This window comes from Nonomuraea sp. NPDC002799, assembly GCF_053592075.1.
Window position 1 is genome coordinate 260419 of the sequence record NZ_JBSFVA010000011.1, and the last position, 22768, is coordinate 283186.

Annotated in this window: 22 protein-coding genes and 1 pseudogene; 10 read left to right on the forward strand and 13 right to left on the reverse strand. The window is 71.0% G+C overall.

Features of this window, described 5'->3' with window-relative positions; genetic code table 11:
• Positions 1 to 7: 7 nt before the first annotated feature.
• Positions 8 to 628 (forward strand): VOC family protein, encoded by a 621-nt coding sequence (locus ACWD0F_RS22205; RefSeq protein WP_449878271.1) that lies wholly within the window; start codon positions 8 to 10, stop codon positions 626 to 628.
• Positions 629 to 642: 14 nt separating this feature from the next.
• Here ACWD0F_RS22205 and ACWD0F_RS22210 read toward each other — a convergent pair whose 3' ends face one another.
• Positions 643 to 1191: a TetR/AcrR family transcriptional regulator gene (locus ACWD0F_RS22210; protein WP_449878273.1), complete on the reverse strand. Its 549-nt coding sequence runs from the start codon at positions 1189 to 1191 to the stop codon at positions 643 to 645.
• A gap of 102 nt (positions 1192 to 1293) precedes the next feature.
• Between ACWD0F_RS22210 and ACWD0F_RS22215 the strand changes: the two genes are divergently transcribed.
• Positions 1294 to 2454 (forward strand): FAD-dependent monooxygenase, encoded by a 1161-nt coding sequence (locus ACWD0F_RS22215; protein ID WP_449878275.1) that lies wholly within the window; start codon positions 1294 to 1296, stop codon positions 2452 to 2454.
• Between the two features lie 279 nt (positions 2455 to 2733).
• Here the strand turns inward: ACWD0F_RS22215 and ACWD0F_RS22220 are convergent, their stop codons facing one another.
• The 6 genes from ACWD0F_RS22220 to ACWD0F_RS22245 all read right to left on the reverse strand — a co-directional run bounded on the left by ACWD0F_RS22220 (position 2734) and on the right by ACWD0F_RS22245 (position 10471).
• Positions 2734 to 3888: a DMT family transporter gene (locus ACWD0F_RS22220; protein WP_449878277.1), complete on the reverse strand. Its 1155-nt coding sequence runs from the start codon at positions 3886 to 3888 to the stop codon at positions 2734 to 2736.
• 176 nt (positions 3889 to 4064) lie between these two features.
• Entirely contained in the window at positions 4065 to 4439 is a 375-nt protein-coding gene (locus tag ACWD0F_RS22225) for a VOC family protein (protein WP_449878278.1), read from the reverse strand.
• 602 nt (positions 4440 to 5041) lie between these two features.
• Positions 5042 to 7243, reverse strand: coding sequence for an accessory Sec system translocase SecA2 (secA2, locus tag ACWD0F_RS22230; protein WP_449878280.1), 2202 nt, complete (start codon positions 7241 to 7243; stop codon positions 5042 to 5044).
• Positions 7244 to 7382: 139 nt separating this feature from the next.
• Positions 7383 to 8276, reverse strand: coding sequence for a DMT family transporter (locus ACWD0F_RS22235; protein ID WP_449878282.1), 894 nt, complete (start codon positions 8274 to 8276; stop codon positions 7383 to 7385).
• A gap of 205 nt (positions 8277 to 8481) precedes the next feature.
• Positions 8482 to 9297 (reverse strand): SAM-dependent methyltransferase, encoded by an 816-nt coding sequence (locus tag ACWD0F_RS22240; protein ID WP_449878284.1) that lies wholly within the window; start codon positions 9295 to 9297, stop codon positions 8482 to 8484.
• Positions 9298 to 9385: 88 nt separating this feature from the next.
• Entirely contained in the window at positions 9386 to 10471 is a 1086-nt protein-coding gene (locus tag ACWD0F_RS22245) for an acyltransferase family protein (protein ID WP_449878286.1), read from the reverse strand.
• A gap of 159 nt (positions 10472 to 10630) precedes the next feature.
• On the opposite strand from ACWD0F_RS22245, the gene ACWD0F_RS22250 reads away from it, so the two are divergent.
• Positions 10631 to 10975, forward strand: a complete 345-nt coding sequence (locus ACWD0F_RS22250) for a PRC-barrel domain-containing protein (protein WP_449878288.1) — start codon at positions 10631 to 10633, stop codon at positions 10973 to 10975.
• An 82-nt stretch (positions 10976 to 11057) separates the two neighbouring features.
• On the opposite strand, the gene ACWD0F_RS22255 is transcribed toward ACWD0F_RS22250, so the two are convergent.
• Positions 11058 to 11654 carry a nucleotidyltransferase gene (locus ACWD0F_RS22255; RefSeq protein ID WP_449878290.1) on the reverse strand — a complete coding sequence of 199 codons (597 nt, stop codon included), beginning with the start codon at positions 11652 to 11654 and terminating at the stop codon, positions 11058 to 11060.
• 80 nt (positions 11655 to 11734) lie between these two features.
• Between ACWD0F_RS22255 and ACWD0F_RS22260 the strand changes: the two genes are divergently transcribed.
• Together ACWD0F_RS22260 and ACWD0F_RS22265 are read left to right on the forward strand one after the other, a co-directional pair.
• Entirely contained in the window at positions 11735 to 12220 is a 486-nt protein-coding gene (locus ACWD0F_RS22260; protein ID WP_449878292.1) for a DUF1360 domain-containing protein, read from the forward strand.
• Between the two features lie 81 nt (positions 12221 to 12301).
• The gene (locus tag ACWD0F_RS22265) at positions 12302 to 12451 is read left to right on the forward strand and encodes a GPGG-motif small membrane protein (RefSeq protein ID WP_020543887.1); all 150 of its coding nucleotides are present in this window, start codon (positions 12302 to 12304) and stop codon (positions 12449 to 12451) included.
• 308 nt (positions 12452 to 12759) lie between these two features.
• Here ACWD0F_RS22265 and ACWD0F_RS22270 read toward each other — a convergent pair whose 3' ends face one another.
• The 3 genes from ACWD0F_RS22270 to ACWD0F_RS22280 are packed head-to-tail and all read right to left on the reverse strand — an operon-like array spanning position 12760 to position 14745.
• Positions 12760 to 13503 carry a metallophosphoesterase family protein gene (locus ACWD0F_RS22270; protein WP_449878294.1) on the reverse strand — a complete coding sequence of 248 codons (744 nt, stop codon included), beginning with the start codon at positions 13501 to 13503 and terminating at the stop codon, positions 12760 to 12762.
• Entirely contained in the window at positions 13487 to 13735 is a 249-nt protein-coding gene (locus ACWD0F_RS22275) for a BON domain-containing protein (RefSeq protein WP_449878296.1), read from the reverse strand. The genes ACWD0F_RS22270 and ACWD0F_RS22275 overlap by 17 nt, the downstream gene beginning before the upstream one ends.
• A gap of 44 nt (positions 13736 to 13779) precedes the next feature.
• Entirely contained in the window at positions 13780 to 14745 is a 966-nt protein-coding gene (locus ACWD0F_RS22280) for a DNA topoisomerase IB (RefSeq protein ID WP_449878298.1), read from the reverse strand.
• 27 nt (positions 14746 to 14772) lie between these two features.
• On the opposite strand from ACWD0F_RS22280, the gene ACWD0F_RS22285 reads away from it, so the two are divergent.
• The 3 genes from ACWD0F_RS22285 (at position 14773) to ACWD0F_RS22295 (ending at position 18055) form a co-directional block, all read left to right on the forward strand.
• Positions 14773 to 15099, forward strand: a complete 327-nt coding sequence (locus tag ACWD0F_RS22285; RefSeq protein WP_449878300.1) for a hypothetical protein — start codon at positions 14773 to 14775, stop codon at positions 15097 to 15099.
• A 7-nt stretch (positions 15100 to 15106) separates the two neighbouring features.
• Positions 15107 to 16117, forward strand: a complete 1011-nt coding sequence (locus tag ACWD0F_RS22290) for an SDR family oxidoreductase (protein WP_449878302.1) — start codon at positions 15107 to 15109, stop codon at positions 16115 to 16117.
• Positions 16118 to 16228: 111 nt separating this feature from the next.
• Complete coding sequence (locus ACWD0F_RS22295) at positions 16229 to 18055, forward strand: transketolase (RefSeq protein ID WP_449878304.1); 1827 nt, start codon at positions 16229 to 16231, stop codon at positions 18053 to 18055.
• A gap of 98 nt (positions 18056 to 18153) precedes the next feature.
• Here the strand turns inward: ACWD0F_RS22295 and ACWD0F_RS22300 are convergent, their stop codons facing one another.
• Complete coding sequence (locus ACWD0F_RS22300) at positions 18154 to 18429, reverse strand: hypothetical protein (protein ID WP_449878306.1); 276 nt, start codon at positions 18427 to 18429, stop codon at positions 18154 to 18156.
• Between the two features lie 38 nt (positions 18430 to 18467).
• Between ACWD0F_RS22300 and ACWD0F_RS22305 the strand changes: the two genes are divergently transcribed.
• Positions 18468 to 18959, forward strand: coding sequence for a shikimate kinase (locus tag ACWD0F_RS22305; protein ID WP_449878308.1), 492 nt, complete (start codon positions 18468 to 18470; stop codon positions 18957 to 18959).
• Positions 18960 to 19124: 165 nt separating this feature from the next.
• Complete coding sequence (locus ACWD0F_RS22310) at positions 19125 to 22490, forward strand: protein kinase family protein (protein ID WP_449878310.1); 3366 nt, start codon at positions 19125 to 19127, stop codon at positions 22488 to 22490.
• 83 nt (positions 22491 to 22573) lie between these two features.
• Here the strand turns inward: ACWD0F_RS22310 and ACWD0F_RS22315 are convergent.
• Positions 22574 to 22768 (reverse strand): annotated as a pseudogene (locus ACWD0F_RS22315) (hypothetical protein); the annotation flags it as partial.

Consider the following 22768-nt stretch of genomic DNA (forward strand, 5'->3'; position numbering starts at 1 on the left):
GCTTCCCATGAACCTGGACCATCTCGTCTACGCCACCCCCGATCTGGAAGCGACCGCGGCCGAGCTGGAGCGGCTGCTCGGCATCGAGGCCGCAGTCGGTGGCCGGCATCCCGGCTTCGGCACCCGGAACCGGCTCATCGGCCTCGGCGGCAGAAGCTATCTGGAGATCGTCGGCCCCGATCCCGAGCAGGAGGCGCCGGCCGTGCCCCGGCCGTTCCTGATCGACGAGCTGACGGCGGCGGCGCTGGTGGGATGGGCCGTGGCGGTCGAGGACATCGACGGCGTCACGGCGCGGGCCCGCGCGCGCGGCTACGACCCCGGCGACCCGCAGGACATGTCGCGGCGTACGCCCGACGGGGCCCTGCTGTGCTGGCGGCTCACCCCGCCGCAGCGGGCGGGGCTGGGCGGGCTGGTGCCGTTCCTCATCGACTGGGGCGGCACGCGGCATCCGGCCGAGAGCGGCCTGCCGGCCGCCGAGCTGATCTCGCTGAGCGGCGGCCACCCCGACCCCGAGGCCGCGCGCCGGGACCTGGCGGCCGTCGGCGTGGACCTCGACCTCGACCGGCAGCCCCGCCCCAGCCTGACCGCCGTCGTCTCCGGACGCTACGGCCCTGTGACACTCACCTGATTCGGTATCCCGCCTCAGCGGAGCATTCCGGACAACAACTCGCGGACGCCGTCGTTGAGCTCGTCCAAGGTGGGCGTGCTCCCCGCCCCGGCGATGGCGTCGAACATCAGCCCTTCCCCGAACGCCACCAGCTGCCGCCCATGCCGCACCGGGTCCGGCGACCCCAAGGCCGTCAGCAGCGCGACGACAGGGTCGCGGAACCGCCGCCCCGCCTCGTCGTAGATCGTGCGGAGCTCCGGCCGCCGGGTCGCCTCCAGGGCCAGCTCGTAGCGGGCCAGCGTGCGCCGCCGGTCAGAGAGCTGGACGTGCAGCGCCTCGGCCACCCGCCCCGGCAGGTCGGCGAACTCATCGCTCTGGTAGACCGAGGACAGAGCGCGCATCTCCAGCTCCGTGAGCCGCGACAGGGTCAGCTCCAGCAGGGCGGCGCGGGTGCGGGCCAGATTGGACGTGGATCCGGGCGGCAGGCCCGCCGCCTCGTCGACGGCCCGGTGGGTGAGGCCGCGCATACCCCGCTCGGCCAGCAGGGTGATGGCCGTGTCCGCGACGGTCTCTGAGCGCTTCACGGAAGCCGATACTACAGGGGTAGTGAGGGCGCACTACAGGCGTAGTAGGGTGACACTACAGACGTAGTTCAACTGCAGACGTAGTTCAAAGGAGGGCCGGACATGCCCAAGGCTGTGGTGATCGGCGCGGGCGTAGGCGGTCTGACCGCCGGCGTGGCACTTCGCCGCAAAGGGTGGGACGTGACCGTGCTGGAACAGGCGGCCACGATCGATCCCATCGGATCAGGGCTGGCGATCGCGGCGAACGCCCTGAAAGCACTCGACACGCTCGGCCTCGGCGACCCCATCCGCCGCCTCGGCCGGATGCAGGGGCAGGTGGGGATCCGGCGACAGGACGGGCGGTGGCTCGTCCACACCACGGGAGACGACGCGGAGGCCCGCTACGGGGACTCGGTGGTGGTCACGCTGCGGGCGACGTTGATGGACGTGCTCGTGGACGCGCTCGGGGGCGATGGGCTGCGGCTGAACACCACCGTGTCCGGGGTGGACGCCGGCAGCGGCGTCGTGCGCACCGAGGACGGTGAGTTCGAGGCCGATCTGGTCGTGGCGGCCGACGGCATCCACTCGGCGACCCGGCGGACGGTCTTCCCCGAGCATCCTGGGCCGGCGTACTCAGGGGTCACGGCCTGGCGCGCGCTCATGCCCAGGCGCGATCTGGACATCGCCAGCATGGAGAGCTGGGGGCGGGGGCTGGTGTTCGGGGTGCATCTGCTGGCCGGGGACATCGTGTACGTCTACGCGACCGACCTGTCCCCGGCCGGGACCGTGCACGGTGACGAGCGGCAGGAGTTGATCGCGCGGTTCGGAGGGTGGCACGAGCCGATTCCCACGCTGTTGCGGACGGCCGACCCGGCGAAGATCCTCCGGAACGACGTCTACTACCTGCGCACCCCGCTGCCCGCGTACCACCGGGGGAAGGTGGCGCTGGTGGGGGACGCCGCGCACGCCATGACGCCGAACCTGGGGCAGGGAGCCTGCCAGGCGATCGAGGACGCGGTCGTGCTCGCGCACTACGCCGGTGGCGATCTCACCGCCTACACGGCCGCCCGCCTGGAGCGGACCTCGAAGATCGTGCGACGCTCGATGTCCATCTGCCGGATGACCAAGCTCCGCAACCCGGTGGCGGTGTGGGTGCGGGACTTCGGGATGTCGATGGGGGCGCAGCTCAGCTCTGATCTGATGTTGCGGTCCATGGATGAGCTGCTGGGGTGGCAGCCACCGACGTCGAACGGAACGGGCCGGGGCCCAGCCGCCCAGGTCTGACCACGATCCAGAGGCGGTGAACCCAAAGACGGCACGACCCGGAGGCGGTGGTCCCGGAGGCGGTGGTCCCGGAGGCGGTGGTCCCGGAGGCGGTGGTCCCGGAGGCGGTGGTCCCGGAGGCGGTGGTCCCGAAGGCGGTGGGCCCGAAGGCGGTGTCATGCGGGCACCGGGGTTGCGGGGGTGGACCCGAAGGCAGTGGACCCGAAGGCGACGTCATGCGGGCACCGGGGTTGCGCGGGGGGTGGGGACGGCGGCCAGGGCCGAGATGCGGCGGGGGCCTCAGCGGGTGGCGGCGTCTCCCGGCGTGGTGGCGGAGCTCGCTGATGCCCCGTTGGAGTGGGCGCCGTTCACGCCTCCTCCGTTGACGCTTCCTCCGTTGACGCCGCTGCCGTTCGCGGCGCTCGCGTTCGCGGGTTTCCCGTTCGCGATGCTCGCGTTCGCAGGCTTCCCGCTTGTGGCGCCCGCGTTCGCGGGTTTCCCGTTCGCGATGCCGGCGTTGACGGGGTCCCCGTGCACAGCACAGGCGCTGACGGGCTCTCCGAGCACAGTGCCCGCGCTGACGGGCTCCTCGTTCACGGTGGCCGTGGGTGTCGGGGTGGTGGCGTTCGCCGGGGTCGAGTGGTCGGGGGCCAGGCGGCCGAGGGTGATGGTGCCGCCGATGGTCAGGGCACTGGCCAGCAGGGCGGGGATCGCGGTGGAAGGGCTGGTCGGGAGGGGCTCGCCGAGCAGGATCGCACCGGCGAGGACCGAGGTGATGGGGTCGATGACCTGTACGCCGGCGTACGCGATGCCGAAGAAGCCCACGGCGTACGAGCGCTGCAGCAGCACCACCGCGCAGACCAGCAACACGGGCACGGCGAGGGTGAACCAGTGCAGCAACCTGCCCCAGTCACCCTCCATGCCACCCCCCACGACCCGCACGAACGTGGACACGCTCGCCGTGACGACGCCCGCGCCCACCGACAGCAGCAGCGCCCTGGCGGGCCCGTGGACCCGGCGGGCGAAGAGCTGGCTGATGAGGACGATCACGCCGATCACGGCCACGAACCCGAGCGCCGCCCCGCTGCCCAGCCTCGGCGTCACGTTGTGCTGCGGCACGAGCAGCATGAGCCAGAGCAGGCCCACCGCCACCGCGATCGAGCCGAGAACTTCCGCCTTGTACGGCTTGCGCCCATACATGAACGCGGCCAGCGGCACGGCGAACACCAGCGTGGCGACGCTGATCGGCTGCACGGCGACGAGGGGGGCCAGGCTCAGCGCGACGGCGTGGAGGCAGGCCCCGGTGAAGCCGATGATGCCGCCGATCCACCACCGGGGACGTTTCACCAGCCTGAACGAAGCGCCCTCGGCCACGGCCTCGTACTGTTGCAGAGCCGCGCCGAGCGCGTATCCGAGCGCTCCGGCCAGCGCGAGCAGCAGACCGACCCAGGTCATCGTCGCCCACGGGGGGGCATGGATCCTTCCAGGAGCATTGCTCTAGCTTAAGAGGCCAGCGAAGCGCCCGAATCATCCTTTAGGCGGATCGTTCATCAGATACCGCGCGCGACCAGCACGAACATGTGGCACATTCATCAGCCGACCCAGGTCAACCAAGGTAGCCACGGGCCAGGTCAGGACCGTTCGGGGCAGACGCAGAACAGGTGGCCCTCCGGATCCTGCAGGACGATCCAGTTCGTCCCGTCTTCCCCGACCCCAGGCTGGAACTCGGGCTTCGTCGCCCCCAGCGCGAGGTACTCCTCCACCGCCCGAGCCACGTCGGGAACCCTGAAGTCCAGGTGGAACTGCTTGTCGGGGCTGGGCCACACCACGGGCTTGCGGTCGGGGACCCGGCCGAAGTAGATGTTCGTGGTGCCGTCGCCCACGGCGGCGTACTCGTCCTCCGAGTACTGGATGTCAAGGCCGGTGACCTCGTGATAGAAGGCGGCCATCTTCTTGGGGTCCGCGCAGTCGATGGTGAACGCGACGAGCTTGGCGTTGGTTGTCATGAGTCGAGAGTCGCAGGGGTACCTGTCATCCTCCGTCAGGTACCGAGAAGTTCATGAAGCCGCCAGCTCTCCCTGTCATTCACGACGCGCAGCGCGAGGTCCGCGCGGCTGGCCAGGTTGAGCGGGAGGAGTTCCCCGGTGGCGTGGCCGTAGGCGAGCCGGTCCAGGACCGCCCCGACGAATTGAAGGACGACTACCGAGACCCGGCACGACCACGCCGAGCTCGCGGAGCCGGGCGACTGCCATCGACAGACACAGCGCGGCGCTCGCGCCGTCGGCACGCATGCCCGCCTCCAGCGGGCCGCCGCTCGCCGCGAAGGTCCAGGAGTGCCGACCTTCTGCCAGCCTCTCGGCATCAACCCTGATCATCGCGTTGATGCCCTGCTCGGCGAGCCACTCCAAGATGAGCAGGGCCGCGTCCTCGATGCCGCCGTCCTGGTCAGCCTTCGCCCACCGGCCTGTCCTCCCGGTCACGGCACGAAGTCGCCCGAAAGGGCCGCTCCCCACCGCCTTTTCTGGGGTCCGATCTCTACGGACAAGCTTTGCGCACGGTGGCCTCGCCGGTCTCCGAAATCACGCAAACCCCAGAACGAAACACCAAGTCAGCCCCGTCGCGTCGCCGCCGTCACGCGCTTGAGGATGCGGTCCCACTCCGTCCCGAACGGGTTGTCCTGCACCAGGTACGTCCACGTGGCCGTCGGCCGCTTGAGGTCGGGCTCCGGCGCCTCGAACGACTCCAGCGACCGCCGCTCCACCTCGGCCAGCAGCGACTTGTACTCGGCCACCGCCTCCCGGTGGAACTCGTCGATCGGGCTCATGCGCCCCAGCGCCCGCAGGTGGATGCCCTCACGCAGGTCCGTCAGGAACGCCAGGTGCTCGGTCCAGCAGCGGTCGATGGCGTGCAGGACGATCTGGCGGGCCGTCTCGTCGCGGGTGTCCTCGGGCAGCTCCGCCCAGCGCTCGGCGTCGGCCGAGGACAGGGCCTTGGCGGCGGCGTCGCCGTGCAGGACCTTGTCACGCCACTCCAGGATGAGCTCGCGCTGGTGCTCCAGCAGGCGGGTGTAGCGCCAGGTGTTGCGGTGGATCTCCAGGTTGACGCCCTCGGCGACGCGCTGGGCGTGACCGACCAGGTACGCGCCACGCCGGTGGCGGACGAGGCCGTCGGCGTCGGCTGCGGGCGGTCGCTCGTCGGGCACGAACTGGGTGATCAGGTCGTCCTGCATGCTGACGAGGAAGACCGAGGCCCCGGGGTCGCCCTGGCGGCCGGCCCGCCCGCGGAGCTGGTCGTCGAGGCGGCTGCTGGCGTGGCGGCCGGAGCCGATGACGTAGAGGCCGCCGAGTTCGGCGACGCCGTCGCCGAGGCGGATGTCGGTGCCGCGGCCGGCCATCTGGGTGGAGACGGTGATGGCGCCGCGCTCGCCGGCCTTGGCGATGATCGTGGCCTCTTCGGCGTCGTTCTTGGCGTTGAGGACGACCGGTGTGAGCGAGCGGCGCTGGAGGAGCTTGGCGAGGTTCTCCGACTCGGCCACGTCGAGTGTGCCGATGAGGATGGGCCGGCCGGTGGCGTGGGCTTTCTGGATCTCCTCGACCAGCGCGGCGTCCTTGTCGGGGACGGTCGGGTAGATGCGGTCCGGCTCGTCCTCGCGGACGCACGGCCGGTTGGACGGGATGACCGCGACCTTGAGGCCGTAGAACTCGCCGAGCTGCTCGTGGACGGCCACGGCCGTGCCGGTCATGCCGCAGATCTGCGGATAGCGGCTGATCAGGCCCTGGACGGTGATCGAGTCGAGGATCTCGCCCTTCTCGCTGGGCGGCAGCGCCTCCTTGGCCTCCACGGCCGCCTGCAGGCCGTCCGGCCAGCGCTGGAGCAGCGCCACCCGGCCGCGCGAGGGGTTGATGAGCTGGACCTTGCCGTCGCGCACGATGTAGTCGACGTCGCGGGCGAGCAGCGCGTGGGCGTGCAGGGCCAGGTTGAGCTCGATGAGCGCGCCCGGCTCGTGCTCGTCGTAGAGCTCGACGTCCAGCAGGTTCTCGACGCTGTCGGCGCCCTTGGGGGTGAGGTAGACGTTGCGCGACTGCTCGTCTATCTCGTAGTGGTAGCCGCGGACGAGCTGCCGGACCAGCGCCGCCATCTCGGGCACGGCGCTGCCCGCGTCGGACGCGCCGGCCATGACGAGCGGCACCCTGGCCTCGTCCACGAGGACCGAGTCGGCCTCGTCGATCAGGGCCACCTGGGGCGCGGGCACGATGATCTCGTCCGCGTCGGTGCGCAGGCGGTCACGCAGCACGTCGAAGCCGATCTCGCTGACGGGGCCGTACGTCACGTCCTTCGCGTACGCCTCGCGCCGCTCAGCCGGGGTGGAGTTCTGGCCGATCCAGCCCACGGTGACGCCGACGGCCTCGAAGAAGGGGCCCATCCATTCGGCGTCCCGCCGGGCCAGATAGTCGTTGACGGAGATCACGTGGACCCGTTTGCCCTGCAACGCGTAGCCGGCCGCCGCCATGGCGCCCGACAACGTCTTGCCCTCGCCGGTCGCCATCTCCGCGACCTTCCCGTTGAGGAGGGCCAAGGTGCCGAGCAACTGCACGTCGTACGGCCGCAGCCCGAGGGTCCTGTCGGCGGCCTCGCGCGCGATGGCGCAGAACTCGGCCAGATCGTCCATGGCGGGCCTCGGCAGCTCGTCGAGCTTGCCCACCCGGTCGGCACGGAGCCCGGCCGCTTTGACGATCTTCAAGTAGGGGGTCAGGGGCACCCCGCCTGGACGATCCAGGAGGTTCCTGAAAATTCCCTTTATTGAGGCCACAGTTCCTCCAACGCGCGCTACGCCGACACCGTTCCCTGTTGTATCGAGGAATGGGAGCGGAGCGACGATACGGCAAGCGTCGCCGTACCGGACCTTAACTTATCCGGCGCCCCGAACCGTTACACCGCTCGCGCCCGAGTCAGCCCGCTTCGGCCCGTACCGCGAGCACCGCCACGGCGGCGAGCAGCAGGGCGCAGCCGGACCAGGCCAGCGGCGTGAGCCGCTCCCCGAACAGCACGACCCCGAGAACCGCCGCGGCCGCGGCCTCGCCGAGCGAGATGATCGAGACCGTGGTGGCCCGCAGCGCGGTCAGCGCGCGGAAGAACAGCCCGTAGGCCAGCGCCGTCGGCACCGCGCCCAGGTAGAGCAGCAGCGCCACCGAGCCCAGGCTGACCTGCGGCACCACCCCGTCGGCCAGGGCGAACGGCGTCAGGCACACCGCCCCGACGACGAAGCCGCCGAGCGCCACGGCCTGCGGGTCGTCGTCCCTGTGCCGCCTGGAGAGCAGCGTGACGCCGGCGTACCCGGCGGCGGAGACCAGGGCGAAGGCGATGCCCGCGAGGGCGGACGTACGGCTCCGCAGCACCGTCTCCCCCGTCAGCAGGACGAGCCCGGCCAGGGCGACGACCAGCGCGACGCGGGCGACCGTGCCGAGGCGCTCGCGGAGCAGGAAACGGCTGCCGAGGGCGGTGAAGATCGGGGTGGCGCCCATCGTCACCACGGTCGCGACGGCCACGCCCGAGACGGCGATCGCGGCGAAGTACGCGGTCTGGTAGACGGCCATTCCGGCGCCGACCACCAGGACGCGCCAGTTGAGCCCGCCGGAGAAGCCGCCGGAGAAGGAGCCGGAGGAGGGGCGGCGGACGAGGGCGAGCAGGAAGGCGGCGCCGAGGAGGTAGCGCCACAGGGACACGCCGACGGGGCCGAGGCCGCCCGTCTGGAACAGGAGGGCGCCGGCTGCGCCGCCGGTGCCCCAGGCGGTCGCGGCCACGGACACGTAAAAGGCGCCCCGCCGGGCGGAGACATGGGTCATGACAGGAGTTCTCCGGATGGAGTGGTCGGAATGGGCCCGGTGTGCGGGCAGCGACCATCACCGGATCTGTCGGACCCGGAAATTTCAGGAAAGGCCGCCCGCTAGCGGGCGGGGGGCGGGGAGCAGATCAGAAAGCGCGGCACGGGCGACACCCTACCGTTCCCGGCTCATCCGGATACCGCACCGGTACGCGCCGGACGGGTTGCTAAGGCTTGCGGGCCACGCCGCCCAGCAGGAGCTCCTCCCAGACCGCGAGCGGCCCGGGGATACGTTCGTCGGGATGCCATTCGGGAAAGTGCACCACTCCCGGCTCCACCAGCACCAGGCCGTCGAAGTAGGCGGCGATGGACTCCTGGTCGCGGAAGTAGCCGGTGCCCATGGTGGCCTGGAGCATCGCCTCCAGCGCCTGGGCCTTGGGGTTGGCGGAGGCGAGCATGTTGGAGGCGGCCAGGTAGCTCTCCTTCGGCAGCGCGCCGAGGTAGGCCCTGATCAGCCCGTGCGGGTCCTCCCGGTCGGGCAGCAGATGCAGCAGCCCGACGCAGAGGATCGCCGTGGGCTGCGAAAGGTCGATCAGGCGGGTCAGCGACGGGTGACCGAGCACGGAGTCCACGTCGCGGGCGTCGGCGGTGATGGCGTCGGCGTGGGCGTTGCCGTGCAGGATGGCCCGCGCGTGCGGCTCGACCATGGGGTCGATGTCGACGTACACCACCCGGCACAGGGGATGGGCGAACTGGGCGACCTCGTGGGTGTTCTCGACGGTGGGGAGGCCGGCGCCCAGGTCGATGATCTGCCGGATGCCCGCCTCGCGGACGAGGAAGTCGACGACCCGGCCGATGAAGGCGCGGTTGCACCAGACGAGGTCCACCACCTCGGGCACCGCGTCCTTCAGCTTGCGGGCGACCGAGCGGTCGGAGGCGAAGTTCTCCACGCCTCCCAGCAGGGCGTCGTGCACGCGGGCCACGCTCGGTCGCTCGGGATCGACTCCGGGTGGAGCCCACTCGCGTCCAGCGTCGAGACTCATCCTGCTCCCATTCTGTCCGTGACGCGGATGGTATCCGTAGCCGGGCCACCGCGCCCCGCCTGACCTGCGGTTGTCAGGGAGAGTCGGCTCAGCTTGTCGGGCGCCCCGCCACCAGCGCACCCAGGACGGGCGCGGCCGGGCGGCGCGACAGCAGGCTCTTGAGCCGGGGCGCGAGCGGCCGCTCCACGAACCGGTGCACCAGGTACGCCGCGCCGAGCATGATCAGGACGAGCCCGAACAGCAGCACGTACTTGCCGACCACGCCGCCGAGCCGGTCGAAGACGATGAAGCCGATGTGGGCGTGCAGCAGGTAGAGCGGGTACGTCAGCGCACCGGCCGTCACCAGCCACGCCTTGGCCAGCACCCGGGTGACGCGCAGCGCCACGAGCGTCATGAGCAGGAAGATGCCCACGACGATGACGGTGATGAGCACGTGCGAGTACGTGACCGCGTACCGCTCTCCGACGGCGTCGGCGTAGCCGATGGCCCGGTAGACCGCGTTGCCCAGGCAGACCGGCACCAGCAACGCGATCTGCCGGTTCAGCCCGAACTTGTAGAGCATGAACAGGGCCATCCCCGCGATGAAGTAGTGCGAGAACTCCGACTGCACGATCAGGTCGGCGAAGCGGGGCAGCAGGCCCAGCTCGACGGCGAACGTCAGCCCGAGCCAGCCCCACAGGGCTCCCATGACGCGGGTACGGGTCATCCCGATCCAGGTGAACAGCAGGATCAGGAAGTAGAACCGCATCTCCACCCAGAGCGTCCAGTAGACGACGTCCACGTTCGCGATGTCGGGCACCGCCTGGAACATCGTCACGTTCGCCAGCACCTGCGGCAGCGAGAGCCGATAGAGGCTCTGCCCCAGCGTCACGGTGACCAGGGCGGTGATCGCGATGCCCACCCAGTACGCCGGGTAGAGCCGCACGGCCCGCGACACCAGGAACGCGCGCGGGCTCCTGCCCCACGCGCTCATCAGCACCACGAACCCGCTGATCAGGAAGAACAGGTCCACGCCCAGGTAACCGTACTTCGACCAGGCGCTCTCCGCCACGAAGGACACGGGGCTGGCGCCACCCGCCCAGCCGGAGAACGTGTAGTGGAAGAACACGACGAACAGGGCGGCCAGCAGCCGGAGCCCGTCCAGCTCGTACAGCCGGTCAGCCTTGCTTCTCATGGGATTACCCCTTCCTGACAGGAAGAGGGTCACCTTGACCGCTTGCCCGGCGATTGACGGCAGCCTGCCTGCAAGGGCTTTGCAAGGCGTTTAAGAGGTTCAGCCCGGGTAGCGGGGTCAAGCCCGAAAAAGACGGAAGAAGAAAGGAAGAGAGCCCCCATGGAGCTCTGGAACTATCGTCCTGACGTCTATGACCGTGGCCAGAGCCTGGATCTCGTGGGTTACCACGTCCAGGCGACGGACGGCAAGATCGGGTCCGTCGACGAGGCCACGTACGAAGTCGGCGAGAGCTATGTCATCGTCGACACCGGTCCTTGGATCTTCGGCAAGAAGGTGCTGCTCCCGGCGCAGGTCATCACGAGCATCGACCCGCAGGAGCGCAACATCTTCGTCGCGCGCACCAAGGCGGAGATCAAGGACGCGCCCGAGTTCGACGCGGGCACGTTCAAGGAGACCGAGTACCGAAGCCGGCTCGGCGACTACTACGGCCGCTTTCCCGGGTAACACCCCGGCGCCGTAGAAGGGGGCCGCGTCCCAGCCGGGGCGCGGCCCTTCGGCGTGCGCCCCCGTGAAGGGGCGCCCCCCGTCAGGGCCAGGTGGAGTCGCCGGAGGGCTCGACCGGGCCGTTCAGCACGTTCAGCCGTTCCAGCAGGGTGATGAACGTGACCGCGTACGGCGAGTGCGCCGTCACGGCGGCCACGCGCGGCCAGTCGACCTGCTCGCGCAGCGCCCGCACCTGGGCCAGCAGCGCCCCGTAGTCGCAGGCGTGCTCCGACAGCGGCAGCAGCCAGGAGATGACCAGGTCGGTGGCCTCCAGCACGGGCACGATCACCGCGGACGCCTTCAGCGGCTCGGCCCGGTCGAGCAGTTCGTCGGTGATCGCCATGTCGGAGACCCGGAAGATCAGGTCGACCAGCCGGCCCTCGTCGTACGCCTTGACCAGCCAGTCCTCCGGCGGCTTGGCCGTCTGGAAGCCCAGCCCGCGCAGCGCCTCCAGCGCGGCCGGAACGTCGTGCTCGGTGAGGACGAAGTCCACGTCGTGCAGCGACGGCGCCGCGCCCCTGGCATAGGCGGCGCAACCTCCGGCCAGCGCGAATTTCACCTGGGCGTCCTTCAGCCCCGAGCTGGCGCGCTTGAGGGTGTCCAGGATGGCGTCGGTGACCGCGTGCCCATGGCTGCTCATGTGATCGGGCTACCCAGACGATCGTCGAGTAGGCGTCGGATCCCGAGTAGGGGCAGGGGCTGAGGGTAGCGCCAGGCCTTATGACGGAAATCCTCGAGAAGACCGAACGGGCTTACGAAGGAGATCGGGACCGGCCGCTCAGCGGCTACCTCGCCATCCTCGCGACGTACGGCGGCACGGTCGCCGTCGCAGCCGGCGCCGCCATGCTGGCGGGGCGGAAGGCTCCTGACCACATCGGGACCATGGATCTGCTGCTCATGGCGGTCTGCACGCACAAGATGTCACGGCGGCTGGCCAAGGATCCGGTCACCAGCCCGCTACGGGCGCCCTTCACCACCTACGAGGGCCAGTCCGGGCCCGCGGAGGTACAGGAGAAGCCGAACGGCACGGTCGGCGAGCTGCTGGCCTGCCCGTTCTGCCTGGCGCAGTGGGTGGCCACCGCCTACGCCGCCGGGATGGTGCTCGCCCCCAAGGCCACCCGGCTCGTGGGCGCCACGATGACTGCGGTGGCCGTGTCCGACTGGCTGCAGTTCGCCTACAGCAAGCTGATGAAGTCGGCGAGCTGACCGGCGCCCGCGCCGAGCCCAGCCCGCTACGGACGGAAAAAAAGATGTTATGCCTCCCCTCCTGAGGGCAGTTGCTGGCCCATGGCTACTTTGCTCTGGATCATCGCCGTTATCCTCGTCATCGCCGGGATCTACGTCATCCTGGCCCGGCGCGATCTCCTCTGGGGGATCGTCCTGATCGTCCTCGGGTTCCTCGTCGGTCCTGGTGGGGTCAGCATCTTCAATGTCTAGGGGCGCCCGACGCCCAACCTCCTGTCCATCCTCACCCCCCGCTGGGCCGATCCCCGAGAACGGTCCAGCGGCTACCCAGCTTTGCTGAAACACCGTAGATTTCACATCTCCTTGCCGCCCGGGCGGGCATGAGAAGCATGTGAGCAGGTTCCGCCGTTCAGCCGCTATGAGACGGGCGCGGCCTCGGCGTGAGTGACACGCGACTTCGGCACCACATGCGCGACGAAGCATGTGGTGCCGAAGTCATGTTCAGGCAAGTCGTGTTCAGGCAATCATGTTCAGGCGCGGAAGGCGCGGAAGGCGTGCCGCTAGCCGCTGCTTCCGTTCTCGTCCAGGCAGTAGACGGCGTACGCCCGGCCGATCACCGGCAGGGCCACGTTGCGGACCCGGATGCCGCCCGGCGTCATGCCCTTCTCGGTGCCCTTGTGGGCGTGCCCGTGCAGGATCAGGTCGGCCCCGGCCGTGTCCACCGCCTCGGCCAGCAGATAGCTGCCCAGGAACGGATAGATCTCGTGGGGCTCGCCCTCCAGCGTCTCCTTGATCGGGGAGTAGTGCGACAACACCAGGCGCTCGTCGGCCACGATCTCCTTCAGCGCGACCTTCCACGCCTCGGCGATGTAGCGGGTGTGCGCGACGAAGTTCTTGATCTCGCGCTCGCCGAACTCGCTGGCGCACTTGCCCGCGAACCCGCCGCCGAACCCCTTCCCGCCGACCACGCCCAGCTTCTTGTCCCCGCACTGCACCACGACGCCGTCGTCGTCCAGCACGATGACCCCGGCGTCACGCAGCTCACCGGCGATCTCGTAGTGGAGGTCGGAGTGGTAGTCGTGGTTGCCGAGCACGGCGACCACCGGGATCGGCAGGCCGCGTATCTCATCGGCCACCACCCGGCCCTCTTCGAGGGTGCCGTGCCTGGTGAGGTCGCCCGCCAGCATGAACACGTCGGCGCGGTCCTCGATGCCCTCAAGGTGCCGGCGGTACTGGCCTCTCATGTCCTCGCCCAGATGGATGTCGCCCACGGCCGCTATGCGCAGGTCAGTCAAGGTGCTCATCCTCTCCCGGCTCGGTGACGTCCACGACTTTGACCTCGTTGTGCACGTGGAGCTCGGGCGCGGCCTCCTGGGCCACCTGACCCAGCCGTACGCGCTGCTCGACCCCGCTCACCTGACCACGCAGGAAGAGCTGGTCTCCTCGTATGTCGACGCGGATGCCGAGCTCGTGCGTGCGCCCGTCCTCGGCCAGCGCCTGCTGGACGCGGGCCGCGACGTACTGCGGAGCTTCCATCACTCGCCTCCTTCTCTGTCGCCGCATGCCCCCGAATGAACCGCTCAAACGGTACGAATAAGGTCAATCACCGCGCGCTCCACGGTTCCGGCCGTGGCCAGTTGCCCGAAATCGGCGTCCGCGCCCAGCTCGGTGAGGGCCGCCGCGATGGTCCTGTCCTGGTCGTAGGCCTCGACGACGCGCGGGTCCACGTACGACGCCCTGGCGACGGTGGGCGTGTTGCCCAGGTAGTCGGAGACCTCCTGCATCACCCGGTTGACGGCGCGCTGCTTCTTCGCCGCGCCCTCCGCGCCCGCGTGTCTGGACACCGCCAGGCCCACGGCCGCCAGCACGGTGGCGTGCCAGGTGCGGAAGTCCTTGGCGGTGACCTCGTACCCGATGGTCTCGCGGAGGTAGTCGTTGATGTCCTCGCTCCTGACGTCCGCCCAGCCGTGGTCGCCCCGGTACCGCAGCAGCTCGCCCTCCGCGCCGAGCGCCTTGAGCGATCTGAGCACCGCGCACGCCGCCGGGTCGGCCACCTCCACCTCGCGCGCGATGTCGCCCTTGGCCTGGTAGGAGCAGGTGACGATGCCGTGCGAGCAGGAGACGTGCTCCATTCTGAGCGTCGCGAGGCCGTAGGTGCCGTAGCTCTCGCCGCCGATCCTGAAGAAGCCGATGTCGAGCAGGCGGGCGGCGGCGGCCAGCACCCGGGCTCTGGTCAGGCCGCGCCCGCCGAGCTCCTCCCCCACCGCCTTCCGGAAGGCCGGCAGCCGCTCGGCCACCTCCAGCACCCGGTCGAACTTGGCCCGGTCCTGCTGCTCGCGCCACACGTCGTGGTAGCGGTACTGCCGGCGTCCGGCGGCGTCCGTGCCCACGGCCTGCAGATGCCCGAGGGGCGAGAGGCAGATCCACACGTCCGTCCAGGCCGGGGGGATGGCTAGGGCTTTGATGCGCCCCAGCGTGGGCCGGTCACGCACCGGACGGCCGTCCGGATCGTGATAGCCGAAGCCGCGCCCGCGGCGCCGCCGCACGATTCCCGGCTCACTCTGGTCACTCGGATGGAGGTCGAGCACGCAGGGCGGCTACCCCCGACGTTAGGCGGCAAACAGGACGGGCAGGTGAGCGGCATGTCAGATAGCGGAGAGTGGCGCGACGAGAAGGACAGCCGGGGCCATTCCATGGTGCCGGCCACGCCGCGCGACGTGGTGCACATCAGAGTGGGCTCTTTCATCCTGGTGTTCCTGTTCGCGTTCGCGGTACTGGGGGTCATCGCGCGGGCGCCGGTCATCACCGGCATCGCCCTCGTGCTCGCCGTGGTCACGGTGATCGACATCGTGCTGGCCGTACGACGACAGAAATCTCGACGTGATGGAGAGGCAGGCTGATAGAGACATGGCACCACTTCGAGGGCGGGTAGTGGTGGTGACGGGCGCCAGCGGCGGTGTCGGGCGCGCGGTGGTCCGCGAGCTCGGCGCGCGCGGGGCGAAGGTGGCGCTGATCGCCCGGGGGACGGCCGGGCTCGGCGCCGCCGCCGTGGACGTGGGCGTGGAAGGAGGCAGCGGCCAGGTCTTCGAGGCGGACATCGCGGACTATGACCAGGTGCGCCAGGCGGCGGAGCGCATCGAGGCGGAGATGGGACCGATCTCGGTCTGGATCAACACCGCCTTCTCCTCTGTGTTCGCCAAGTTCACCGACATTTCACCGGAGGAGTTCAAACGCACCACGGAGGTGACGTACCTGGGTTATGTCTGGGGCACGAAGGCGGCCCTGGACCACATGGGCCCGCGCAACGCCGGCGCGATCGTGCAGACCGGCTCGGCGCTGTCCCAGCGGGGCATTCCCCTGCAGTCGGCGTACTGCGGGGCCAAGCACGCCGTCAAGGGCTTCACGGAGTCCGTCAGGACGGAGCTGCTGGCCGACCGGAGCAACATCCACATCACGCTGGTGCAGTTGCCCGCCGTCAACACGCCGCAGTTCGAATGGGTGCTGTCCAAGCTGCGACGGCACCCGCAACCGGTGCCGCCGATCTACCAGCCGGAGGTCGCGGCCCGGGCGATCGTGTACGCGGCCGAGCATCCTGAGCGCAAGGAGTACTGGGTCGGCGTCAGCACGGCGGCCACCCTCCTGGCGCAGCGGGTGGCCCCGGCGCTGGTGGACCGCTACCTGGCCAAGACGGGCGTGCAGTCCCAGCAGACGGACGAGAAGACGCCGAGCGGCGTGTCGAACCTGTGGGAGCCCGCCGACGAGAACGAGGACTACGGCGCCCGCGGCACGTTCGACGATCGTTCCCATGCGCGCAGCCCGCAGGTGTGGTTGTCGCAGCACCGCGGGCCGGTGCTGCTGACCCTGGTCGCGGGCGCGGCGGCGGCCACGCTGGCCTCCCTCCGCCGCGCCAGACGCTGACGCCCGCGCGGCTTCCGATGAAGGCGCTGCCACCGCCCCGGACGACCGGGGCGGGCGACTTAACGGTGCCGGGACGGGTAGGCGGCGTGAACCCAACTCCAGGAGGCCACGATGCCCGAGCGTGATCTGCACTATCTGACCGGCCTGGCCGCACAGCTCCGGGTCGACTCCGTACGGGCGGCCGCGGCGGCCGGCTCCGGCCATCCGACCTCCTCCATGTCCGCTGCCGACCTGATGGCCGTGTTGTTCACCTGCCACCTGCGCTATGACTTCGACAACCCCGGCAACCCGGCCAACGACCATCTGATCTTCTCCAAGGGCCACGCGTCTCCGCTGCTCTACGCGCTCTACAAGGCCGCCGGCGCCATCGGCGACGAGGAGTTGTTGTCCTTCAGGAAGCAGGGCAGCCGGTTGGAGGGGCATCCGACCCCGCGCCTGCCCTGGGTGGACGTGGCGACCGGCTCGCTCGGGCAGGGCCTGCCGGTGGGGGTCGGGGTGGCGATGGCGGCGCGGCTGGAGCGGCTGCCGTACCGGGTGTGGGTGCTCTGCGGGGACAGCGAGCTGGCCGAGGGGTCGATCTGGGAGGCCGCCGAGCACGCCGGGACCGAGGGGCTGGCCAACCTGACGGCGATCGTGGACGTCAACCGGCTCGGCCAGCGCGGGCCCACCCGGCACGGGTGGGACACGGGCGCCTACGCGCGCAGGTTCGGGGCGTTCGGCTGGCACACCATCGAGATCGACGGGCACGATCCCGGGCAGATCGACTTCGCCCTGGGCGACGCCTGCAACACCCGCCGGCGGCCCACGGCCATCCTGGCCAAGACCCGCAAGGGCGAGGGCGTGCTGGAGGTCGAGAACCGCGAAGGGGTCCACGGCAAGGCGCTGAAGGATCCCGGCAAGGCCATCGACGAGCTGGGCGGGCCGCGCGATCTCCGCGTCGAGGTGCACCGGCCGGACGCGGCCCCCGAGCCGTACCGGTTCGCCTCGAAGTCGCTGGAGCTGCCCGCGTACGAGGTGGGCGAGATGGTCGCCACGCGGACGGCGTACGGCGCGGCGCTGGCGGCGCTCGGCGCGGCCAGGGGCGACGTGGTGGCGCTGGACGGCGAGGTGGCCGACTCGACCAGGACCGAGGCGTTCGGCAAGGAGTTCCCCGAGCGGTTCTTCGAGATGTACATCGCCGAGCAGCAGCTCGTGGCCGCGGCCATCGGGCTGCAGGTGCGCGGCTGGAAGCCGTACGCGGCCACGTTCGCGGCGTTCCTGACCAGGGCGCACGACTTCATCAGGATGGCGGGGGTGAGCCGGGCCTCGATCCGGCTGATCGGCTCGCACGCCGGGGTGGAGATCGGCGAGGACGGGCCCTCCCAGATGGGCCTTGAGGACCTGGCCATGCTCCGTACCGTGCACGGGAGCACCGTGCTCTACCCCTGCGACGCCAACCAGGCGGCGGCCCTGACCGCCGAGATGGCGGACGTCGAAGGCGTGTCCTACCTGCGCACCACGCGTGGGGACACTCCGGTGATCTACCCGCCGGGCGAGCGGTTCCCCGTGGGCGGCTCGCGGGTGCTGCGCCACTCCCCCAGCGACCGGGCCACGATCGTGGCCGCCGGTATCACCGTGCACGAGGCGCTGGCCGCGGCCGACGAGCTGGCGGCGGCCGGCATCCCGGTGGGGGTGATCGACCTGTACTCCGTCAAGCCCGTCGACTCGGCGGTGCTGATCGAGGCGGCGACGACCACGGGCAACCTGATCACGGTCGAGGATCACCGTCTGGAGGGCGGGCTCGGCGACGCCGTGATGGACGCCGTCAGCGAGCTCGGGCCCCGGGTGGTGAAGCTGGCCGTGACCGGGCTGCCCGGGTCGGCGACGCCGCAGGAGCAGCTCTCCGACGCACGCATTGACCGCCAGGCGATCGCCCTGGCGGTCAAGCGGCTCTTGTGATCGGGGGCCGGTGGGGATATTCGGGGACGGGGGGTCAGCGGGACTTGGCCGTGGCCTGCTCAGGCAGCTCTTGAACGCCTGGCAGGTCTGCGTACCTCCTAAAGCGGCGGCTCGTGGCGACGTTCCTCGTACACCGTGGTTCGGCGGGTCTCAGGCTCCTCGTAGATCTCGTGGCGGACCACCGGCTCGTCGATCGGGCCGACCGCCCTGCGGGTGACCGTGATCCGGTAGATGCCGAACGCGAGTCCCACCAGACCGCCGAGCATGAGGATGACACCGACTACGTTGATGTCGAGGCCAGCGAGGTCGAACTCGACGGCCCAGGTGAGGATCGCACCGAGCATGATGAGGATGATGCTTCCGGCGATGGTCATCGAAATTACCTCCTTGACATGAAGGAACATCTATCCACATGGCGAAAAACAAACCAGTCGTGGTGATCGGGCTGATGGGCGCGGGGAAGTCGACGTCCGGAAAATTGATCGCCCAGGCGCTCGACCTGCCGTTCAGCGACAGTGATCGCTACCTCCAGGACAAGCACGGCGGCACCTCCGCGCCGATCGCCGCCCGCGAAGGAGTGGACGCGCTGCACCGTTACGAGGCCGAGCACGTGCTCGACGAGCTCGCGGGCGAGCCCAAGGTGATCGCGGCGGCGGCCAGCACGGTCGAGAACCTCGCGGTGCGCACGGCGATGCGCGCGGCCCTGGTGGTGTGGGTGGACGCGCCGGACGAGGTGCTGAAGGAGCGGATGAGCACCAGCAGCCACCGCCCCGACTTCGACCCGGCGGCCATGCGGGCCCGCCGCGAACCTTTTTTCCGGGAAGTGGCCGGTCTCGTCTGCGACGTCAGTGAGCTCACCCCGGAGCAGGTGCGGGACGCGGCGCTGCACGCGCTCGGCCGGTAAGGCGGGCGGATCGGTGTCGACAGGCGATTCGGGCGGAATGTCCGGCAAGATCCAGAAGCCTGGCATAATGATCATGACGCATGGGTCCCCCGAGGCGCGCGGGGGACCTGTGGCGTCGTTCTTCACAACCAATGGACGGTGTCGTGCATCTAAGCATCAGTGACGATGCGCTTGGTGCCTGGTGACCCCGAGAGGCTCGGCGGCTTCTGGCTGGCGGCCCGGCTCGGCGCGGGCGGGCGCGGCATCGTCTACGACGCCTACGACGACCAGGGACGCAGGTTCGCGGTCACGGTGCCGCGGGGACAGGTCGGACGCCGGTTCGAGCGGGTGACGTGCCGCCATCTCGCGGAGGTGGTCGCGGTCGGCACCGACGAGGGCGTGCCGTACGTCGTGAGCACGTTCGTGGACGGGCCCGATCTGCGGCGCGCGGTCGAACTGCACGGCCCCTACGCGGGTGACGAGCTGGTCGCCCTGGCCGGGGCGCTGGCGGGGGCGGTGGCCGCGCTGCACGCGGCGGGGCTGACACACCGCGGGCTGAACCCCGAGAGCGTGCTGCTCGCCGCCGACGGGCCCAAGGTCATCGAGCTGGGCGTGCCCGCCGGGGGGGCGGTCGGCGGGACGTATACGTACCAGGCTCCCGAGGTTTTGACCGGCGGGGAGCCGGGGGCGGCGGCCGACGTGTTCGCGTGGGGTGCGGTGGTGCTGTTCGCGGCCACCGGGCAGGACCCGTTCCACGGGGAGAGCCTGGGCGGGGTCATGCACCGGCTGCTGACCGTCGACCCCGACCTGAGCGTGCTGCCCGAGTCGCTGCGCGGGCCGGTCGGCCGGGCCCTGGCCAAGGCAGCGGCCGACCGGCCCGCCGCCGGCGAGCTTCCGGCCGTGAGCGCGGCCGAGGTGGGCGTGCCCGAGAGCCTTTCGGGGCCGCGGTCGCTGGGCGAGGTGGCCGAGGAGGTCTTCCAGTCGCTCACACCGCGCCAGCAGGAGGAGGTCCCCGGGCTGCTGCTGCGCCTGCTCGACGGCGACAATCCGCATGACGAGGGCGACGTGCTCGGCCCGCTCATGGACGCGGGCCTCCTGGTGCGCCGCAGCATGCGCGTACCGCCGGTCGAGACCTCCGTCGGCAAGCTCGTGGCCCTCAGCGACGACCGGGTCACCCCGGCCGGCGCCGCCCTCTACCGCGCCTGGCCCCGGCTGCGCGGCTGGGTCGCGGACGAGCGCGAGGGCACGCACGCGCACCGGCGGATCCGCGAGGCGGCCAGGCACTGGTCGGAGCACCGGCGCGGCGGCCGAAAGTTGCTGCGCGGGCAGGAGCTGGACACGGCGCTCGGCTGGGCCGCGACCAAGCGCCGGCACGTACGCCTCAGCCAGCTCGAACGCGACTTCCTCAACGACAGCGTGACCCTGTCCAAGCAGCGCAGAAGGCTCCTGACCCCGGTGCTGGCCGGGGCCGCCGCGGTGCTGGCCGTGGCGCTGACGATGTCCGTGATCTCCGTGCACGGCCAGAACGACCTGCGCGGCCGGCTCGTCGAGGCCAACGCGCGGGCCGTCGCCGCCAGGGCCGAGGCGATGCGCGCGTCCGATCCGCGTACCGCGATGCGGCTGAGCGTGGCCGCCTGGCGCCTGTCGCCGGTGTTCGAGGCGCGCTCCGCGATGCAGGCCTCGCTCGTGCAGCCGGAGCTGGGCATCTTCACCGATCCGGCCCCCGACCTGCGGGCGCGCTACCTGCTGCACGGCGATGAACTGATCAAATGGCACACCGGTACGGTCACCGTCTATGACGTGGTCCGCGGCCGGCGCACCGCCTCCTACCCGCTGCCCGCCGGGAGCACGGCTCTGAGCGACGACGGGCGCTATGCGGAGGGGGCCGGCGGCAGGCCGTTCGACGTCGTCACGGGAGACGTACCGGCCGGGGTCGTCTACGCGATCAGCAGCGGCAACCGCACGAGGGTGTATCGGGGCGGCGAGAGGTTGCTCGACGTCGCCGACCGCAAGGTGGCGATCTCCCGTGACGGGGCCACGGCGGCGATCTCCGGCCTGGACGGGCGGGTGGAGTTGCGGGAGCTCGCCTCCGGTAAGCGGACGGGCGTCGTCGAGGTCCAGCCGGTCACGGGCGCGGACGCGGCGGCACCGGCGCCGGCGTTCAGCCCGGACGGGAGCACGCTGGCGGTGGTGGGGCGCGACGGGGTCACCCTCGTGGCCACCACGCAGGCGGGCACCCCTCTGACAGACACCACTCCGGCGGGCACCAGTCCGGGGGGCGCCAGTCCGGGGGGCGCCACCCCGACGGGCACCACCCCGAGGGGCGCCACTCCTGCGGGGACCGAGCGGGCGGGGACCGCTCGGGTCGAAGCCAAGCCGCCGCCGGTGGAGGGCGCCGTCGCCCTGGCGGCTGACGCGCCGGCGGCCGGCGACGCCGCTGCCGGGCCGCCCGTGTTCAGTCCCGACGGCCGCCTGCTCGCCCTGCACGGCGCCGGCGAGGTCCGGGTCTGGAACGTGGCCGAGCGCCGCCTCATCGGCGCCTACCCCCTCCGGGATCCCGAGCACGGCCTGAGTTTCTCCGCCGACGGCCACGCCCTGCGCTACCTGAGCGGCACCGGCTCGGTCGTCTCACTCGACGTCTCCGGCCTGCCGGTCCCCTCGGAGGGCGGCGCGGCCGCCGCGTTCTCCGGCAACGGCCGGGTGGCGGCCAAGGAGGTCGGCGACGCCATCGAGCTCACCGACATCGTCGAGCACAGGACGCTCGGCCGCATCGCGGCCGCCGGCGACGTGGCCTTCGACGCGCGCGGCAAGCTGCTGGCCGTCGCGGGCGACCCGGTGACCGTGTGGGAGGCGGCCGGCGGCAAGCGGGTGAGCGTCATCGAGGCGGGCGGCGACGTGCCCGCCGTGGCGCTCTCCCCCGACGGCGGCACACTGGCCACCGCGCGCGGCCGCACGCTGGAGACGTGGGACGTGCACGAGGGGCGCCGCATCAAGGTGTACGAGGGCGCGGGCGACCTGGCGCTGGCCTTCAGCCCGGACGGCTCGACGCTGGCCGCCGGGGCGGGCCTGCTCGACCTGCGTACCGGCAAGGTCGTCCCGCTCGACGTAGCCGGCGACGTGTCCGCGCCGACCGCGCTCGCCTTCTCCCCCGACGGGCGCACGCTGGCACTGGGGCTGGACGCGGGCCGGGTGCTCCTGTGGGACGTGCGCGAGCGGTCGCCCCTGGGCACCGTCGAGATCGGCACGGCGCCGGTGGACGATCTGCGCTTCTCCCCCGGTGGCGAGCTGCTGGCGGTCGACGCCGCGCATACCTCGTTGTGGGACGTCGGCACGCGGCGCGAGGTGGGGCAGGTGGGATCGTGGACCACCGGGCTGGCCTTCAGCCAGGACGGGCGGCGGTTGCGGGGCGTGGCGCTCGACGGGACCGTACGCGAGAGCCCGGTCGATCCGGCACTGGCCGCGCAGGAGGTGTGCACCCGCGCGGGCGGGGCGCTGAGTGAGACGGAGTGGAGCCGGCTCATTCCGGAGAGCGCCTACCAGAAGAGCTGCTGACAAGGGGCGGACCTGCCAGGCCGCCGTGTCACCGGGGTCCGGCGAGGACCCCGGTGGCGAGCTGGGGCGGATCGGCCCTGCCATCAAGCGGCGTCGAGGGCTTCGGTGATCTTGCGGGCCATCTCGGCCAGGGTGGGGCTGGGCCGGCCCTGGGTGGCTGCTTCGACGGCGACGAGGACGGTACGGCGGAAGTTGCCGGCCTCCGCCGGATCCTGCTTGCCGAGCAGGCTCATGGCCGCCGTCAGGGCGGGCAGCACGTGGTCGGCGATCGCGGCCAC

Excerpts from the sequence above, each read along its gene's own strand:
- ACWD0F_RS22205 (WP_449878271.1), top strand. The coding sequence starts at position 8 with ATGAACCTGGACCATCTCGTCTACGCCACCCCCGATCTGGAAGCGACC.
- ACWD0F_RS22215 (WP_449878275.1), top strand. The coding sequence starts at position 1,294 with ATGCCCAAGGCTGTGGTGATCGGCGCGGGCGTAGGCGGTCTGACCGCC.
- ACWD0F_RS22220 (WP_449878277.1), bottom strand. The coding sequence starts at position 3,888 with ATGACCTGGGTCGGTCTGCTGCTCGCGCTGGCCGGAGCGCTCGGATAC.
- ACWD0F_RS22225 (WP_449878278.1), bottom strand. The coding sequence starts at position 4,439 with ATGACAACCAACGCCAAGCTCGTCGCGTTCACCATCGACTGCGCGGAC.
- ACWD0F_RS22235 (WP_449878282.1), bottom strand. The coding sequence starts at position 8,276 with ATGACCCATGTCTCCGCCCGGCGGGGCGCCTTTTACGTGTCCGTGGCC.
- ACWD0F_RS22240 (WP_449878284.1), bottom strand. The coding sequence starts at position 9,297 with ATGAGTCTCGACGCTGGACGCGAGTGGGCTCCACCCGGAGTCGATCCC.
- ACWD0F_RS22245 (WP_449878286.1), bottom strand. The coding sequence starts at position 10,471 with ATGAGAAGCAAGGCTGACCGGCTGTACGAGCTGGACGGGCTCCGGCTG.
- ACWD0F_RS22250 (WP_449878288.1), top strand. The coding sequence starts at position 10,631 with ATGGAGCTCTGGAACTATCGTCCTGACGTCTATGACCGTGGCCAGAGC.
- ACWD0F_RS22255 (WP_449878290.1), bottom strand. The coding sequence starts at position 11,654 with ATGAGCAGCCATGGGCACGCGGTCACCGACGCCATCCTGGACACCCTC.
- ACWD0F_RS22260 (WP_449878292.1), top strand. The coding sequence starts at position 11,735 with ATGACGGAAATCCTCGAGAAGACCGAACGGGCTTACGAAGGAGATCGG.
- ACWD0F_RS22265 (WP_020543887.1), top strand. The coding sequence starts at position 12,302 with ATGGCTACTTTGCTCTGGATCATCGCCGTTATCCTCGTCATCGCCGGG.
- ACWD0F_RS22270 (WP_449878294.1), bottom strand. The coding sequence starts at position 13,503 with ATGAGCACCTTGACTGACCTGCGCATAGCGGCCGTGGGCGACATCCAT.
- ACWD0F_RS22275 (WP_449878296.1), bottom strand. The coding sequence starts at position 13,735 with ATGGAAGCTCCGCAGTACGTCGCGGCCCGCGTCCAGCAGGCGCTGGCC.
- ACWD0F_RS22285 (WP_449878300.1), top strand. The coding sequence starts at position 14,773 with ATGGAGGTCGAGCACGCAGGGCGGCTACCCCCGACGTTAGGCGGCAAA.
- ACWD0F_RS22290 (WP_449878302.1), top strand. The coding sequence starts at position 15,107 with ATGGCACCACTTCGAGGGCGGGTAGTGGTGGTGACGGGCGCCAGCGGC.
- ACWD0F_RS22295 (WP_449878304.1), top strand. The coding sequence starts at position 16,229 with ATGCCCGAGCGTGATCTGCACTATCTGACCGGCCTGGCCGCACAGCTC.
- ACWD0F_RS22300 (WP_449878306.1), bottom strand. The coding sequence starts at position 18,429 with ATGACCATCGCCGGAAGCATCATCCTCATCATGCTCGGTGCGATCCTC.
- ACWD0F_RS22305 (WP_449878308.1), top strand. The coding sequence starts at position 18,468 with ATGGCGAAAAACAAACCAGTCGTGGTGATCGGGCTGATGGGCGCGGGG.
- ACWD0F_RS22310 (WP_449878310.1), top strand. The coding sequence starts at position 19,125 with ATGCGCTTGGTGCCTGGTGACCCCGAGAGGCTCGGCGGCTTCTGGCTG.